Source organism: Pseudomonas sp. WAC2 (assembly GCF_030403525.1).
Lineage (GTDB): Bacteria > Pseudomonadota > Gammaproteobacteria > Pseudomonadales > Pseudomonadaceae > Chryseomonas > Chryseomonas luteola.
In genome coordinates, this window is sequence record NZ_JAUEPD010000006.1 from 133,589 (window position 1) to 148,684 (window position 15,096).

A 15,096-nucleotide genomic window follows, 5' to 3' on the forward strand; every position below is an offset into this window, starting at 1 on the left:
CTATATCGGCCAAATTAGCGTGGACTAGAGACTTTTTCCTGAATGAAGGCGGTCATTCGCTCCACCAATTCGCCCGCTAATGGAAGATTGGGGTTGTTGTAGGTGGAAAGCTGAGCTTCGACATTGGCTGGCGTGATTCTGAGCATATGATTCATGCCGGGAATCAGTGCCAGCTCGGCCTCGGGCCTTGCCCGTTTAAGCGCCTCGGCATCCTTGATGTCTACCTGAATGTCATGCTTGCCCTGGATGATCAATGCCGGAGCCTTGACCTGAGCGAAGGCCAGGGCGGGATTCTCCCGGAAGAGGGTGATCAGGTAAGGCTGAACGCTGGGGCGGAACAGTACCATCAGGGGCTCCGGTACCTGAAGCTGCATCTGGCCTTTATCCAGCTGATCCATGATCCATTGTGCGCTGGCCAGCAGCGGAGGGGATAGCTTGGTTGCTAACTGCTCGCGCAACACGTCGTCGATGGGGCGGCCACTTCCCGACAAGGTAATCAGGGCATCGGCATCTGCATCGTTGGCAGCGAGGCTGGCCATGAGGGCGCCTTCGCTATGGCCGATCAGGATCAGTTTTGTAAAACGCGGGTCTGAGTGGAGCTTTTTCGACCACGCGACGATATCTGCAACATAGCGTGGGACGCTCAAGTCTTCTTCCCGTGGCGCAGCAGGCGTACTTTGTGCAACGCCACGCTTGTCATAGCGAACGCTGGCAAGACCGTTCTCAGCCAGGGCCTCGGCCAGGCGTTTCAAGGCAAAGTTACGCGCCATGGGGTTATTGCCGTCACGGTCTGTAGGCCCGGAACCTGCAATGATAAGAGCTACCGGCTGTGGCTTGTGACTTTCCGGCATGACCAAGCTGCCATACAGCGTTCCGTTGGCCGTCTCAAGGTTGATAGGGTGATACAGGATCGGCCCCCTGGCCGCGAATGCGGGTAGCGTCAGAAGGCAACACAGCAGAACAAGCAGACGGGACATCACAACACTCATGACCATAAACAAAGGGCACCGGACGGTTCCGGTAACCCGTAATTGGACGCAGCGTAACGGTTAGGGTTCTAAAGATGAACTCGGGAAAGCCAGAAGGTATACTCGTTCGCTTTCTGTGCCGGCGCTGGATAGGCTCCGGTCCATCGATTCTGCGGAGCTTTGCGACATGTCCGGCAATACCTTTGGCACATTGTTCACTGTTACCACGGCTGGCGAGAGCCATGGGCCCGGGCTGGTCGCGATTGTAGACGGATGCCCACCGGGGCTGCCGTTGGCGTTGGCTGACCTTCAACATGATCTGGACCGTCGCAAGCCGGGCACCAGTCGGCATACTACCCAGCGCCAGGAGCCGGATGAGGTCGAGATCCTGTCTGGCGTGTTCGAAGGCGTCACCACGGGTACGCCTATCGCTTTGCTGATTCGCAACACCGACCAGAAGTCAAAGGACTACTCTGCCATCAAGGACCTGTTCCGCCCAGCTCACGCGGACTATACCTATCACCATAAATACGGGTTGCGTGACTACCGTGGCGGTGGCCGCAGCTCTGCTCGTGAAACATCCATGCGGGTTGCGGCTGGCGCCATTGCCAAGAAGTTTCTGGCGACCAAGGGCATCCGTGTCCGGGGCTACATGAGCCAGCTCGGTCCTATCGAAATTCCGTTCAAGACCTGGGATAGTGTGGAGGAGAATGCGTTCTTCTGTCCTGATCCAGACAAGGTGCCAGAGCTGGAAGCGTACATGGATCAGCTGCGTCGCGATCAGGACTCGGTAGGTGCCCGGGTCACGGTCGTGGCCGACGGCGTTCCGCCGGGCCTGGGTGAGCCGATTTTCGATCGCCTGGATGCCGAGCTGGCTTATGCACTCATGAGCGTCAACGCCGTGAAAGGCGTTGAGATTGGTGCCGGATTTGCCAGTGTAGCGCAGCGGGGCACCGAGCACCGCGATGAGCTGACCCCCGAAGGCTTTCTCAGCAACAACGCCGGCGGTGTACTGGGAGGCATTTCCTCCGGGCAGCCGATCGTAGCGCATCTGGCGCTCAAGCCTACCTCAAGCATTACCACGTCTGGCCGCTCCATTGATGTGAATGGCCAGCCCGTTGATGTGATAACCAAGGGCCGCCACGATCCTTGCGTTGGTATTCGGGCCACCCCGATTGCCGAGGCGATGATGGCGCTCGTCCTGATGGATCACTACCTGCGACATCGTGCCCAGAATGCGGATGTACACGTAGGAACGCCTGTCCTGGGTCAGCTCTGATTGCGGGCTTATCAGCCTATAGACAGGTTCAACTGCAGCCTGCCCGTTGAGGGCAGCTGCATGAATAGGCACGCCGCTGATCAGCTGTACCGGCCTACTCGGGTACTGCATGAATACACATGAGTCAATGCCGATTCCTTATTGGCGTCTGTCCAGCTTCTATTTCTTCTACTTCGCCTTGTTGGGCGCAACGGCGCCGTTTCTGTCACTCTACTTTCATCATTTGGGGTTTTCCAGCGAGCATATCGGTCAACTGGTCGCTATTCCCATGCTGATGCGCTGCTTGGCGCCCAATCTCTGGGGGTGGCTGGGCGACCGTACCGGTAAGCGGTTGACCATTGTTCGTTTCGGCGCCTGCTGCACGCTCATTTGCTTTGCAGGGATTTACCTCAGTCATAGCTACGCCTGGCTGGCACTGGTCATGGCGGCCCATGCGTTCTTCTGGCACGCGGTGCTGCCACAGTTTGAAGCCATTACCCTGGCACACCTGCGTGAACAGGCTTCGCTGTATAGCCGCGTTCGCCTCTGGGGATCCGTCGGGTTTATTGCAGCAGTGGTAGGGCTGGGCAAGCTGTTCGAGCATTTCAGTCTTGATCTGTACCCAGCCGGCCTGCTGGTCATCATGGCCGGTATTGTCATAGGCAGTATCTGGGTTCCGTCGCCTCTTGCGGTAAAACTGGAAAACAGCGGAAGCGAAGGCGGACTCATAGGTTGTCTGCGTCAACCGGGCGTCATGGCTTTTTATTTGGGGGCCTGCCTCATGCAGCTCTCCCATGGGCCTTATTACACCTTTCTAACGATACACCTGGAAAACCTGGGTTATGCTCGCGGCACGATCGGTCTCTTGTGGGCAGTAGGGGTTGTGGCGGAGGTGCTGATCTTTTTGGTCATGCCTCGTTTGTTGACCCTGTTCAGCCTGAGACAGGTACTTGCGGCCAGCTTTCTGCTTGCAGCGCTGCGCTGGCTGCTGTTGGGTCATCTTGCCGATCACCTGGGGGTTCTGCTCTTTGCCCAGGTCATTCATGCGGCTACATTTGGTTGTTTTCATGCATCGGCGATCCATTTCATCCAGCGCCGTTTCGGAAACAGACATCAAGGGCAGGGGCAGGCACTGTATGCTGCACTGTCGGGAACCGGAGGCGCCTTGGGGGCGTTTTACTCCGGTTATAGCTGGCAGGTGTTGGGTCCTGCCTGGACATTCGGCTTCGCCAGCCTGGCAGCGCTGGTGGGGGCATGCATGATCATTACGCGTTTGGAAGATCGACATCATGATGAATCATCGGGAGCTGCTGGCGCAGCAAATCATTGAGGCGGGTCAGTTTCTCTACAGTCGGGGATGGTCTCCAGCAACCAGTAGCAATTACTCTGCCCGGCTGTCCGAGACCCGCGCGTTGCTTACAGTCTCAGGCAAGCACAAGGGACAGTTGGGCCTGGATGATGTGCTCGTGACGGACCTGGAAGGTAATAGCCTGGAGCCCGGCAAGAAGCCGTCGGCCGAAACGCTGCTGCATACCCAGCTGTATCGATGGAAGCCGGAGATTGGCGCGGTGCTGCATACGCATTCGGTTAATGCCACGGTTCTGTCCCGGATGGTTGCCGACGAGGCGCTGGTACTGCATGACTATGAGCTGCAGAAGGCCTTCAGCGGTATCACGACCCACGAGGGCAGGGTACTGGTGCCGATCTTTGAAAACGATCAGGACATCGCCCGGCTTGCCATGCATGTTCAGACATGGCTCGACACGCATCCAGACTGCGTGGGGTATTTGATTCGTGGTCATGGCCTCTATACTTGGGGGGCTCGTATGAGCGATGCCTTGCGCCAGATCGAGGCGTTCGAGTTTCTTTTCGAATGTGAACTTAAAATATTGAGTATCCGGACATGAGCCGCCTGACTGTCTACCATGAGTCCCATCCCGAGCAGCCCAACAAGGTGCTTACCCAGGGTGATCATATCGCGGCAACGCTGGCCGAAGTAGGCGTTCGATTCGAACGCTGGCAGGCCACGGCGCCTGTAGCGCCGGGGGCGAGCCAGGAAGAAGTGATTGCTGCCTATCGTCCCGAGATCGATCGTCTTATCCAGGAACGCGGCTATCAGACCGTGGATGTGATCAGCATGAAGGCTGATCATCCTCAGAAAGCCGAGCTGCGCGCCAAGTTTCTGAACGAGCATCGTCATGCAGAGGATGAGGTCCGCTTTTTCGTGGCCGGGCGTGGCCTCTTTACCTTGCATATCGGCGAATATATCTATGCCGTACTGTGCGAGAAGAATGACCTGATTTCAGTGCCCTCCGGTACACCGCACTGGTTCGATATGAGCGAAGAGCCTAACTTCGTTGCGATCCGGCTGTTCAATAATCCTGAGGGATGGATCGCCCAGTTCACCGGGGAAGACATTGCTTCCCGTTTTCCACGCCTGGAGGCAGATGCATGACCATTCGCGCTATCCTGACCGATATCGAGGGCACGACCAGCGCGGTCAGCTTTGTCTTTGATGTCCTGTTTCCTTTTGCGGCCAAGCATCTGCCGGGCTATGTGCGTGAGCATGCTCAGGAGGTGGCAGTGGCAGAGCAGCTGGATGCGGTGCGCGCCGAGGCCGGGGAGCTGACTGCCGATACCGAGCGCGTCATCGAGATTCTGCTGGGCTGGATCGCTGAGGATCGTAAGGCTACACCGCTCAAGGCCTTGCAGGGCATGATCTGGGCACAGGGTTACAAGGCCGGCGAGCTGAAAGGGCACGTCTATCCGGATGCCGTCGAAGCCCTTCGGCGCTGGCATGCGCTGGGGATTGCGCTTTACGTCTATTCTTCCGGCTCTGTACAGGCGCAAAAGCTCATCTTCGGTTGTTCCGAGGCTGGAGACCTGACGCCGCTGTTTTCCGGCTACTTCGATACGATGACCGGAGGCAAGCGTGAAGCCGCTTCCTATAGCCGTATCGCCAGCGCAACCACGCATCAGGCAGATGAAATTCTCTTCTTATCGGATGTTGTCGAGGAGCTGGATGCTGCCCGGTCTGCCGGTATGAAAACCTGTGGCCTGGTTCGCGAGGGCGGCGAGCTGGCCGGTCACCCTTGCGTGAAAAGCTTTGCTGAAATCGACCCTCTGACGCTCTGACAAAAGGGATATCAGCGACATTCGGTCGTTTAAGGCGAACTACCGCCTCGGGTGCGCAGTCCCAATTTTACCGGAACTGAATTGGAGAGCACCCATGATTAACTCAACTATAGGCGGTGTCATCGGTTTCATCGTCTTCTTGCTGGATATCTGGGCTATCGTCAGCGTCATTCGCAGCGACAGCACCAGTAACAAGAAGATCTTCTGGACACTGCTTATCATCATTCTGCCAGTCGTGGGGCTGATTGCCTGGGGGCTTGCGGGTCCTCGCGGAAGTACGTCCGTATCGGCGCCAACGCATAAAGGGTAATAGAACGCGTCTGGAGACCGTCACGCATTGCCCTTACAATGCCCGCCTTTTCCAGGGCGGGCGTTTTCCGTTCCGCCCATCCGAGGAACGGGAGACCTCTCAATGAAAGATTATCTAGAAACTCTATATGACGGCTATGGCCAACGCTTTCGCATGGACGAGCTGCTCCATGAGGTTCGTACCGAGCACCAGCAACTCGTTATTTTCAAGAATGCCCGCATGGGACGCGTCATGGCGCTGGACGGCGTAATCCAGACGACCGAAGCCGATGAGTTCATTTACCACGAGATGCTTACCCATGTGCCGTTGTTTGCCCATGGTCAGGCCAAGCGTGTCCTGATCATCGGTGGCGGTGACGGCGGCATCCTGCGTGAAGTGGCCAAGCACAAGAGTGTCGAGCACATCACCATGGTGGAAATCGATGCGGCCGTGGTCGACATGTGCAAAACCTATCTGCCCAATCACTCCAATGGCGCATTTGACGACTCGCGTCTCAACCTTGTCATCGATGACGGTATGCGCTTCGTGGCAAATACCACTGACCGTTTCGACGTGATCATTTCCGACTCGACCGATCCCATCGGCCCGGGTGAAGTACTGTTCTCGGAAAACTTTTATCAGGCCTGCCATCGCTGCCTGAATGAAGGTGGAATCCTGGTCACGCAGAACGGCACGCCCTTCATGCAGCTTGACGAAGTGAAGACCACAGCAAGCCGGGTCAACGGGCTCTTTGCTGACTGGCATTTTTATCAGGCTGCCGTACCGACCTACATTGGCGGCGCGATGACCTTTGCCTGGGGCAGCCGAGACGCTGGCAAACGTTTCGTGCCGGTAGATACCCTACGCGAACGGTTCGCAGTCTCCGGCATTGTTACGCGCTATTACAATGCCGACATCCATATTGGTGCCTTTGCGCTGCCTCAATATGTACTAGGCGCCATTGGCAAGACTTCCAACGCCTGATACTTTCGGAAGGTGCCCTGTGATCATTTGCAGGGCACGCACCACTCGTCGCTATCCAAGGAACCGGTGCCGCCTCAAAGCTCTCTTTTAGTTGTGTGCAATGCTATACGTCAGGCGTTTGTGTTGGCGTTCTTTTAGTTGAAAGGGCTCTGCGGGTGGCTTCGCTGATACCGGCGATCACCGTTGCAACGCCTCTATCACGCTCTATCGCATTAACTAAAAATCCCATTCAATGAGCAGGAGGTGCCCTATGCCTTTAAACATCTCCGATGATGTAAGCCTTACTGTGCTCCGGCAGATGAAGGAGGGTGGTTTCGACTTCTCACGCATACATCCCATCGATTTCTTCGCTATTTTTCCTGATGAAAAACAGGCCCGAGAGGCCGCATGTCAATTCAAGGGAGAGTCGTTGAACGCTCAGATAATCCCACACGAAGAGGGCGGGTGGCACTTACAGGTCAGTAAGGTCATGTTTGCTACCTATACGACAATTGACGATTTCGAGTCTGATCTTGAGGCCGTCGTCAGTCCTCTTGGCGGAACGTTGGATGGCTGGGGCGTAACCCAGGAAATCAGGAGGACCTGATCCTGACGTCGAGGCATGGCCGTTCGTGTCATGCCTCATTTTAGTTTCTGCCATATGCTCCGTTTGATCTCACGTCCTGCACTACCGATTTACTACTCCCCGTTCTTGCCCAAGAGGGCATAATGAACTCTTGATTCAGGGGAGAAAGGCATGCTGTCAGAGTTATTCGCGGTCATGGCGCCTGTGCTCATTGGCGCAGGTATCGGCTATTTCTGGAAGCGCTGGGGCTATGAATATCCCACTGACTTCATCTCCCGCCTGGTCTTCAACGTAGCCTCTCCCTGTTTGGTCCTGGCGACACTGGGGCATGCACACATCGACAAGCACAGCTTTGGGCAAATGGCCCTGGCCTGCGTGGTTATCTGCGCGATCATGGGGTTGGCAGCCTATGGGCTTGCCCGTGTCTTCAAGCGAGACTGGAAGGTATTAGCCCCGGCATTCATGTTTCCCAATGTAGGCAACATGGGCTTGCCGGTGTGCCTGTATGCGTTTGGCGAGCAAGGCATGACGCTGGCCGTGGCATTTTATCTGGTCTTGTCGATCGGTAATTTCAGTTTAGGGATCTTCTGGATGTCCGGCGAGCGCTCGCTCAAGATGCTGCTGGGAAATCCCATCATGATCAGCGTAGCGATTGCATTATCACTCATGATGCTTGATGCCCAACTGCCGCGCTGGATTGCCAATACCGTCGACCTCATGTCCGGCCTTGCCATTCCGCTCATGCTTATTACGCTGGGCGTGTCACTGGCCAGCATACGGCCACAACACCTGGGGTCCGGCTTCCTATTCGGTGGAATCCGGCTATGTCTGGGTGCTCTTGTGGGCTGGCTGGTGGGTTGGGCGCTACATCTGCCACCTCTGGCCCATGCTGTCCTCGTCACCCAGTCATCCATGCCCGTAGCGGTTTTCAACTATCTCTATGCCCTACGCGCTAACCGGTCTCCCCAGGAAGTAGCCAGTCTCGTATTGTGTTCAACCATACTGGCGTTTGGGTTCTTGCCGCTGATGCTGGCATGGTGGCTGCCTGCCACAGGATAATCAGCCCCCCAGCAGGCGGGTCAGGTTGGGAAGTACAAGTACGATGGTGGTGATGATCAGCACAAGACTCGCTTGCCGCCACTTGGGTGTCGGTTCTCTTAACATGACTCAAGCCCTTTCTTCTTATAGGGAGAAGCTCGATTGCTCTGTCGGCATTTATTATGGCCCTCGCAAGGGCCATATCACATTGAGTCGAGACTAGGTCGCAAGTTACAGCCTGTTTAGATCTAAAGCTTTTCTAAATCTCCTACTTAATGGTGTTTAGCGATTAAAAGGAGCGCTGTACAGCGTCTTTTCACTGTTATAGACGCGTTTCACAGAGGTTTCGTGACAGCGTGCCGTTTGTCTGATGATTGTCAGGCGCGGCCGAAGTGTTGGGCGTCCAGGGCGATAGCGTCATCCAGTGCGGACAGTAATGGCGCTCTGGCCTTTACCTTCGTGTTCCCATGGGCTGACATGTTGAGCTTGCTCAGGCGCATAGCGGCGCGGTGAACAGCGTCTTCCAACGCTTCTGGCGCTACGACTTCATCCAGAAAGCCTGCTTCGACAGCCGCTTCAGGTGAAAACATTTCAGCACCAATCACGGCTCGTTGAAAGGCGGGACGGGGCAACCGGTCGCGTGCGATTTCAATACCCGCCTGATGCATTGTCATACCAATGGCGACTTCATTCAGCCCTATGGTAAAGGCGCCTTTGACGCCAATCCGGTAGTCCGCCGACAGTAACAGGAAGGCACCTTTGGCAACGGCATGACCACCGCATGCAACTATCACGGGGAAGGGGTGGGACAACAGACGGCGTGACAGACGAGACCCCATTGTGACTAGGTCGATCGCCTGCTGCGGGCCGCTCATCATGACCTTCAGATCGAAGCCCCCGGAGAGGATTCCCGGTTGGCCTGTAATGACCACAATGGCTTTGTCCTTTTCGGCCTGATCGAGGGCCTCGTTCAGCGCATCGATAACAGCTGGCGAGAGCGCATTGACCTTGCCGTTATTCAGCGTAAGCGTTGCAACAGGGGATTCATAGCGATAAGAAATAAGTGCGTTCATGAGTGAGCCGTTGTCGTTATTAATATTGTGGCGAACGTAACGACTGTTTCGAGTCACGTAAAGCCGTTTGGTTGACTGCTTGGTCACGCATGAACTGGGCTTTCTGATTTAAATGCATGAATACATTAAAAAAAATTTGCCATTTCAAAACTACATGGATATAGTAGCGCACCTCAACGACGCAGACGTTGAGATAAATTCTGGTGAGGTGTCCGAGCGGTTGAAGGAGCACGCCTGGAAAGTGTGTATACGAGAAATCGTATCGTGGGTTCGAATCCCACCCTCACCGCCAGATTAACAAAACCCCTGAGAGCGAAAGCTCCAGGGGTTTTGTGCATTCTGGGTGAAATTTCTGCCGAATATACGGGCAGGATGTCAGCGTTTTAGATACCGAGCGCTTGGGGCGTAAGTTGCGAGTGTCAGATCTGGCAGGCAGGGTTCGCTGAAAGAAGGTGGTTTGCGAAGTTCACGCTCTATGTCTGTTAGCACAGTGTCCATCAGCAAAGGGTTCTGGACTTGCGCTGAGGTCAGCTTCCAGGTGAGCGGAGAATTCCCCGTTACAGGAGCTGCAGTAATGGTCAGGCTACCATCGCAATCGACCACTGTATTGACCTGGTAGCGTCCAAGCGAGAGATCCGACAGGTGAAGAAGTGACTTCATGATCAAAGAGCAGCGTTTTCCGTGATGAGTATTAGATACGGAATTTCCCAAACATTCCCGCACGGCTTGACCGTTTGTCAGATCTTCTTTTCCTGTCTTACGTCTTGATTTAGATCAAGAAAGGGGTTGTTTCACCGACGCTGTTGACTCAAGCCGCAGCGTGTCGTGGCGACATGTCCGCCGCGACTTGCCTTTTATGGCCAAAACTTCTGATGGCCTGAAGGCTGTACGGGAAGGATGGTGGTAGGTGCGGTTATGAGGTCGCTGCTTAATCGCTCGACTATTGTTTGCCAATTTGCTGGCTATTGAATGGCTAGGCTGACTTTTTCCCCTGGGTACTGTCAAAAACCGGGATTGTGGCGTGTAGCCAACTGGATGTTCGCTGGGTTGTCTGCAATGCTGTGTTTATCTTCAGGCAAAGGCGAACAGTTTGCACCTCGCTATTCATTCCCTACCTCAACAATATGGCCATATGCGCCAGCCAGGCCTGTATTGGTTGTTGGTTAACCAGGCACTGGTGGCCGATACGCTGCTGCTGTCAACCCTCCATGAGCAGGCTTCGGACGTATCGTCAATTTGCGTATTGCCTGACCGGCCCAAGGACAGCTGGATCGACGTTCTGCTGGCTCATAAAACTAACGTCCGGTTTTATACGCTAGCTGAACAGAACCATGAGCGCTGGCTGGAGCGGTTGACCGAAGAGCTTGAATGGTATGGCAGGTTGGCCGGCCGGCTGATCGTGGTGCAGTACGATGTTCGCCAATTGGACAGTCTGACCGAGGCTGCGCTGAAAAAGCGGCTAACTCATCTGACCGGATGGGTCCGTAAGCACAAGGCTACATGGCTCATGATTGGGGTAGGAGATGGTGTCCAGCAGCGGACACGTCTGGCGCCGCTGAGTGATGAGTTATCCGGCCTGGGTGAAATGGAGCGTCATGCCTTTCATGTGCATTACCATATTGATCACTGGCGTAGCGGGGAGGGTGGTGTTTTTCATGCTGACTTCTCACTTGAGCTGAGTGAGTCCGGCCTGCGACTGGCCAATGCCGCTGATGTGGAGGTGTCTACCAGTAACCGTGATGACGAGGTGGTTCTGGCCTGGCGAGAATGCTTGGCAGGCCGACAGGCACCCTCCCGGCATTGGCAGCTGTTTGACTCACTGGAAGATCTGCTTAATGCAGCCCATGGCGCCCATGCCGCTACGGTAGTGCTGGGCATTGCAACTGCGGGCAAGGTAGAGGAACTCGCAAGACAGATCCATGGCTTACGCGCTGCCCGAGGCAATCGGCTCAAGATTGTGATTCGTGAAATCAGTCAGTGTCTTCGCCACGTGGATGAACGGCTGTTCTTTTCAGCGGGTACCAACCTCGTTGTGCCGTACCTGAACGATGTATCCCGTTTCTTTAGTCAGTTGCAAAGTGTACAAGGACAGATTTATCGGCGAACGGGCGATACGGACTTCGATAAGCTCCTGCAGGCATTACGTCCCCAATTCATGCGTGGCTATGTGGCTGCAGAGACTTTTATTGGCAGTGTACAGGCCGAGCTGGAGCGCATCGTACAGGATGAGCTGCCCGGCATGGTATTAAAGCTCAAGCCCGCCCATGGTCTGACCGCTCTGGATCTATTGGCACAGTGCGACATGAAGCGTCGTGGCGATTTCGTGACGGTGGTCGAGCAAAGCTTGTACCTGTATCTGTTTGCGTGTCGCCTTAACGATATCGAACCGGCCTTGCGAAATATTTTTCGTGTTTCTGTCGATACGCTGGCATCGAGTGTCGAGATTTATGACAGCGCCGAGCGGTTGGGGCTGGAGCTGAGTCGAATGAATGCGCTACCGGCCCAGCATGACTATACGGATGACCTTGCCTTCCGGCTCAAAGGTATTGCCGAGCCGGCTGACATCAAAGATGTCTCTCCCGAATCAGGTGAGCCACAGCCTGTATTGAGGCGTGTTTCGCTTATGGTAAAGAGGACTGCAACCCATGAGCGATGAGCTGTTTCACTACGCCATCATTCTGACCGGCATTCTGGCCTTTCTGGCGGGTTTTTTGCTGCGCTCGGCTTGGAAGGCCATACTGGATTGGATATTTCACAAGACACAAAGGCCTCGTTACCTGAAACCCTCGATAGAGCTTAAAGGGGGCAAGATTCGTGATGGCGAGACAAAAGGGCGGGGTAATCAGTAAACCTGACGGACGTTTATGCTCCGTCATCCATTCGACTACGCCTCGCTATCGCCTTGAGCGGGCAGGACGCCTTGATTGAAGATGTGTTTATGACCGATAGACCACTGCTGCCGCCACCCACCGCGCTTCAATACTGGCGAGGGTTGGGCTTCTGGAATTATTACTTCCTCACCAAATTCGTGCTGGTCTGGCAAGGCCTGCTAAATTTTCATGCGTTGGAGAATTTGGCCTTTGCGGCTTTTCTGTTGGTGCCGCTGCCGCCGGTATGGCTGCACCGTCTGAGGCATGTCGTGGCGATTCCCATTGGCGTGTCGCTTTATCTATATGACACCTGGCTACCCCCTGTCAGCCGGCTCTTTGCCCAGTCTGCTGAGATATCGGCGTTCAGCTTTGACTATATCCTTGAGCTGGTAGGGCGGTTCATTAATACTTCCTGGCTGGCCGCAGGTCTCGTGCTGTTGGTGGGGTACCTGTTCTTCAGTCAGTGGATACGTTTCACGGCGGTAACGGTTGTAGCCTTGGTAGCGATTCTGATTGCTGGCCAGACAACCTTCTGGCGTTCATCAAACCCTGCCGCGGGACCAACACTTGTAGACGTCCCAACCACGGCTGTACAGCCTGGAGGACAGGCGTCGCCTGTGCCCAGGCCGGTGGCGGGCGGAACGGTAGAGCCAACCGACACCAATCTCAATGCAACACTCAGTGATTTTTATACCCATCAGAGCACTCTGGTCAGCCAGTTCCCTCCAGCTCTAGGTAGCGACGCGGCCCCCTTTGACGTGCTGATCCTGAATATCTGCTCGTTGGCCTGGGACGACATGGAGGATGTCGGACTCAGTCAGCATCCGCTCTGGAACAAGATGGACGTGCTGTTTGATGACTTCAATTCGGCCGCTACTTACAGCGGACCAGCTGTATTGAGGCTGCTTCGAGCGAGCTGCGGCCAGTTGCCTAATGCCGGGTTATATCAGCCTGCCAGCAAGCAGTGCTTTCTCTTCGAAAATCTCAAGCAGTTGGGTTTTGACGAGGCCATGGTCATGAACCATACCGGTCGCTTCGATAATCTGATCGGGCAGGTCAAAGACAACGGTGATATGCAGGCGACTCTTTTCCCGTTTGGGGACTTGCGGCCTGTCATGACGGGCTTTGATGGCTCGCCCATTTACCGTGATGGACAAGTGCTCTCCAAATGGTGGCAACAGCGGCTAGACAATGCGTCAGCGCGCGAGGCGATGTTCTATAACACGATCTCGTTGCACGACGGGAATCGGGTCATTGATCCAACGTCCGGCAAGACGGTCACAGCAGAATACAAGCCGCGTCTGCAGAACGTACTAGATGACCTGAGCGGATTTATTGATCGCCTCCAGGCTTCTGGAAAGCCGGTTCTGCTGGTGATCGTGTCCGAGCATGGCGCCGCATTGCGAGGCGATCTCATGCAGATCAAGGGAATGCGAGAAATTCCAAGCCCTACCGTGACGCACATTCCGGCCGGCGTCAAACTCATCAATGCCAAGGCGACGTTGAGTGGGGCGCCTGTTCATATCCGTACGCCTGCCAGCTACTTTGCGTTGTCGGAATTGATCAATCACCTGGTGGATGGCGCTGCCTGGAAAAATCCGAATTTCGACCTGAATGCGGTCATTACCAGCCTGCCGCAGCTGGATCATGTGGTGGCGGAAAACGAAGGCAGTGTGATGATGCGTTTCAACAACACGCATTATTTGAGGCTGGATGGTAAAAGCTGGATCAAGTATCCGGAGCGGGGAAAGTAAGCGAGAAAGGCCAGTCGTAATGTACGGCTGGCCTTTCTGGCGCTAGCTTCAGTCGTTGCCGACCCGGACGACCAGCTTGCCAAAGTTCTTGCCTTCCAGGAGGCCCGTAAACGCGTCAGGAGCATTCTCCAGGCCGTCCACGATCTGTTCGCGATATTTGATCTTGCCTTCACTTACCCAGGGCGTCATGTTTTCCAGGAACTCACCGTAACGGTCGCCGTAGTCCATGGTGATGATGAAGCCTTGCATGCGAATGCGCTTGTGCAGGAACGTAGCCTCCAGCATCGGGAGGCGATCCTTGCCGTCAGGCAGATCCTTTGGATCCTTGTTGTAAGTGGCGATCAGACCGCACACCGGTACGCGTGCCTTGGTGTTCAGGAGAGGCAGAACCGCATCGAATACCTTGCCGCCTACGTTTTCGAAATATACATCAATACCTTTGGGGCAGGCCTTGGCCAGTGCCTCGGCAAAATGCTCACTCCGGTGGTCGATGCATTCATCAAAGCCCAGGGCTTCTACGGCATGCTGGCATTTTTCGGCTCCGCCCGCGATTCCTACAACGCGGCAGCCCTTGAGCTTGGCAATCTGTCCCACCGTCGAGCCAACGGGACCGGTGGCCGCGGCAACCACAACGGTTTCACCCTCCTTGGGCTGTCCAATATCAAGCAGCCCCATGTAAGCAGTAAAACCAGGCATTCCAAGAACGCCCAATGACCAAGAGGGATGCTCCGGATTATCGCCGAGCTTGTTGAGACCATCGCCATTGGAGACGGCATAATCCTGCCAGCCATTAGCAGCTAATACCCATTCGCCTTCCTTGTAATCCGGATGTCGGGAGCTTTCCACGCGGCAAACCGTGCCTCCCACCATCACATCGCCCACTTGCATCGGATCGGCATAAGATTTCGCATCGCTCATCCGGCCCCTCATATAGGGGTCGAGAGACAGGTAGACCGTGCGCAGCAATACTTCACCGTCTTTTGGCTCAGGGCGAGGCTCGCGCTCCAGACGAAAGTTCTCTTGCGTCGGTGCGCCTTGCGGGCGCGAGGCCATTACGATGCGGCGATTTTCGTTTTGGGATTGGGTCATGTCTCACTCCTGTGGATCATCCAGGGTCAGCGCTGTGCCTGTTCAACGAGAGCAGGCGGGCTGTTGGTTACAG

Annotated in this window: 15 protein-coding genes and 1 tRNA gene; 13 read left to right on the forward strand and 3 right to left on the reverse strand. The window is 55.4% G+C overall.

All coding sequences use genetic code 11. The annotated features are described in order from the left end of the window. Positions 1-14 precede the first annotated feature (14 nt). Positions 15-980, reverse strand: coding sequence for an alpha/beta fold hydrolase (locus QWJ10_RS14515; RefSeq protein ID WP_289927817.1), 966 nt, complete (start codon positions 978-980; stop codon positions 15-17). Positions 981-1,155: 175 nt separating this feature from the next. Here QWJ10_RS14515 and aroC point away from each other — a divergent pair, with 175 nt between their 5' ends. The 9 genes from aroC (at position 1,156) to QWJ10_RS14560 (ending at position 8,258) form a co-directional block, all read left to right on the forward strand. Further along, positions 1,156-2,247: a chorismate synthase gene (gene aroC, locus QWJ10_RS14520; RefSeq protein ID WP_019365091.1), complete on the forward strand. Its 1,092-nt coding sequence runs from the start codon at positions 1,156-1,158 to the stop codon at positions 2,245-2,247. Positions 2,248-2,374: 127 nt separating this feature from the next. Next, the gene (locus QWJ10_RS14525) at positions 2,375-3,556 is read left to right on the forward strand and encodes an MFS transporter (protein ID WP_289927818.1); all 1,182 of its coding nucleotides are present in this window, start codon (positions 2,375-2,377) and stop codon (positions 3,554-3,556) included. Further along, on the forward strand, positions 3,516-4,133 hold the full coding sequence (locus QWJ10_RS14530) for a methylthioribulose 1-phosphate dehydratase (RefSeq protein WP_019365089.1): 618 nt from the start codon (positions 3,516-3,518) through the stop codon (positions 4,131-4,133). Before QWJ10_RS14525 ends, QWJ10_RS14530 begins: the two co-directional genes overlap by 41 nt. Next, positions 4,130-4,681, forward strand: coding sequence for an acireductone dioxygenase (locus QWJ10_RS14535; protein WP_019365088.1), 552 nt, complete (start codon positions 4,130-4,132; stop codon positions 4,679-4,681). The genes QWJ10_RS14530 and QWJ10_RS14535 overlap by 4 nt, the downstream gene beginning before the upstream one ends. After that, the gene (gene mtnC / locus QWJ10_RS14540; protein ID WP_019365087.1) at positions 4,678-5,361 is read left to right on the forward strand and encodes an acireductone synthase; all 684 of its coding nucleotides are present in this window, start codon (positions 4,678-4,680) and stop codon (positions 5,359-5,361) included. Before QWJ10_RS14535 ends, mtnC begins: the two co-directional genes overlap by 4 nt. 94 nt (positions 5,362-5,455) lie before the next feature. Next, positions 5,456-5,671, forward strand: a complete 216-nt coding sequence (locus QWJ10_RS14545) for a PLD nuclease N-terminal domain-containing protein (protein WP_010798005.1) — start codon at positions 5,456-5,458, stop codon at positions 5,669-5,671. Positions 5,672-5,773: 102 nt separating this feature from the next. After that, positions 5,774-6,634, forward strand: a complete 861-nt coding sequence (speE, locus tag QWJ10_RS14550) for a polyamine aminopropyltransferase (RefSeq protein WP_019365086.1) — start codon at positions 5,774-5,776, stop codon at positions 6,632-6,634. A gap of 250 nt (positions 6,635-6,884) precedes the next feature. Then, positions 6,885-7,220 carry a ribonuclease E inhibitor RraB gene (locus tag QWJ10_RS14555; RefSeq protein ID WP_010798007.1) on the forward strand — a complete coding sequence of 112 codons (336 nt, stop codon included), beginning with the start codon at positions 6,885-6,887 and terminating at the stop codon, positions 7,218-7,220. Positions 7,221-7,370: 150 nt separating this feature from the next. Next, the gene (locus QWJ10_RS14560) at positions 7,371-8,258 is read left to right on the forward strand and encodes an AEC family transporter (protein WP_125887960.1); all 888 of its coding nucleotides are present in this window, start codon (positions 7,371-7,373) and stop codon (positions 8,256-8,258) included. Positions 8,259-8,614: 356 nt separating this feature from the next. On the opposite strand, the gene QWJ10_RS14565 is transcribed toward QWJ10_RS14560, so the two are convergent. Further along, positions 8,615-9,310, reverse strand: coding sequence for a crotonase/enoyl-CoA hydratase family protein (locus QWJ10_RS14565; protein WP_289927484.1), 696 nt, complete (start codon positions 9,308-9,310; stop codon positions 8,615-8,617). Positions 9,311-9,512: 202 nt separating this feature from the next. On the opposite strand from QWJ10_RS14565, the gene QWJ10_RS14570 reads away from it, so the two are divergent. The 4 genes from QWJ10_RS14570 to bcsG all read left to right on the forward strand — a co-directional run bounded on the left by QWJ10_RS14570 (position 9,513) and on the right by bcsG (position 13,934). Then, positions 9,513-9,602: transfer RNA gene (locus tag QWJ10_RS14570), tRNA-Ser, on the forward strand. A gap of 798 nt (positions 9,603-10,400) precedes the next feature. Next, positions 10,401-11,966: a cellulose biosynthesis protein BcsE gene (bcsE, locus tag QWJ10_RS14575; RefSeq protein WP_289927487.1), complete on the forward strand. Its 1,566-nt coding sequence runs from the start codon at positions 10,401-10,403 to the stop codon at positions 11,964-11,966. Next, positions 11,956-12,159 (forward strand): hypothetical protein, encoded by a 204-nt coding sequence (locus QWJ10_RS14580; protein ID WP_010798013.1) that lies wholly within the window; start codon positions 11,956-11,958, stop codon positions 12,157-12,159. The genes bcsE and QWJ10_RS14580 overlap by 11 nt, the downstream gene beginning before the upstream one ends. A gap of 89 nt (positions 12,160-12,248) precedes the next feature. Beyond that, the gene (bcsG, locus tag QWJ10_RS14585; RefSeq protein WP_289927489.1) at positions 12,249-13,934 is read left to right on the forward strand and encodes a cellulose biosynthesis protein BcsG; all 1,686 of its coding nucleotides are present in this window, start codon (positions 12,249-12,251) and stop codon (positions 13,932-13,934) included. Positions 13,935-13,982: 48 nt separating this feature from the next. Here the strand turns inward: bcsG and QWJ10_RS14590 are convergent, their stop codons facing one another. Continuing rightward, complete coding sequence (locus QWJ10_RS14590) at positions 13,983-15,023, reverse strand: NADP-dependent oxidoreductase (protein ID WP_019365081.1); 1,041 nt, start codon at positions 15,021-15,023, stop codon at positions 13,983-13,985. Positions 15,024-15,096 lie beyond the last annotated feature (73 nt).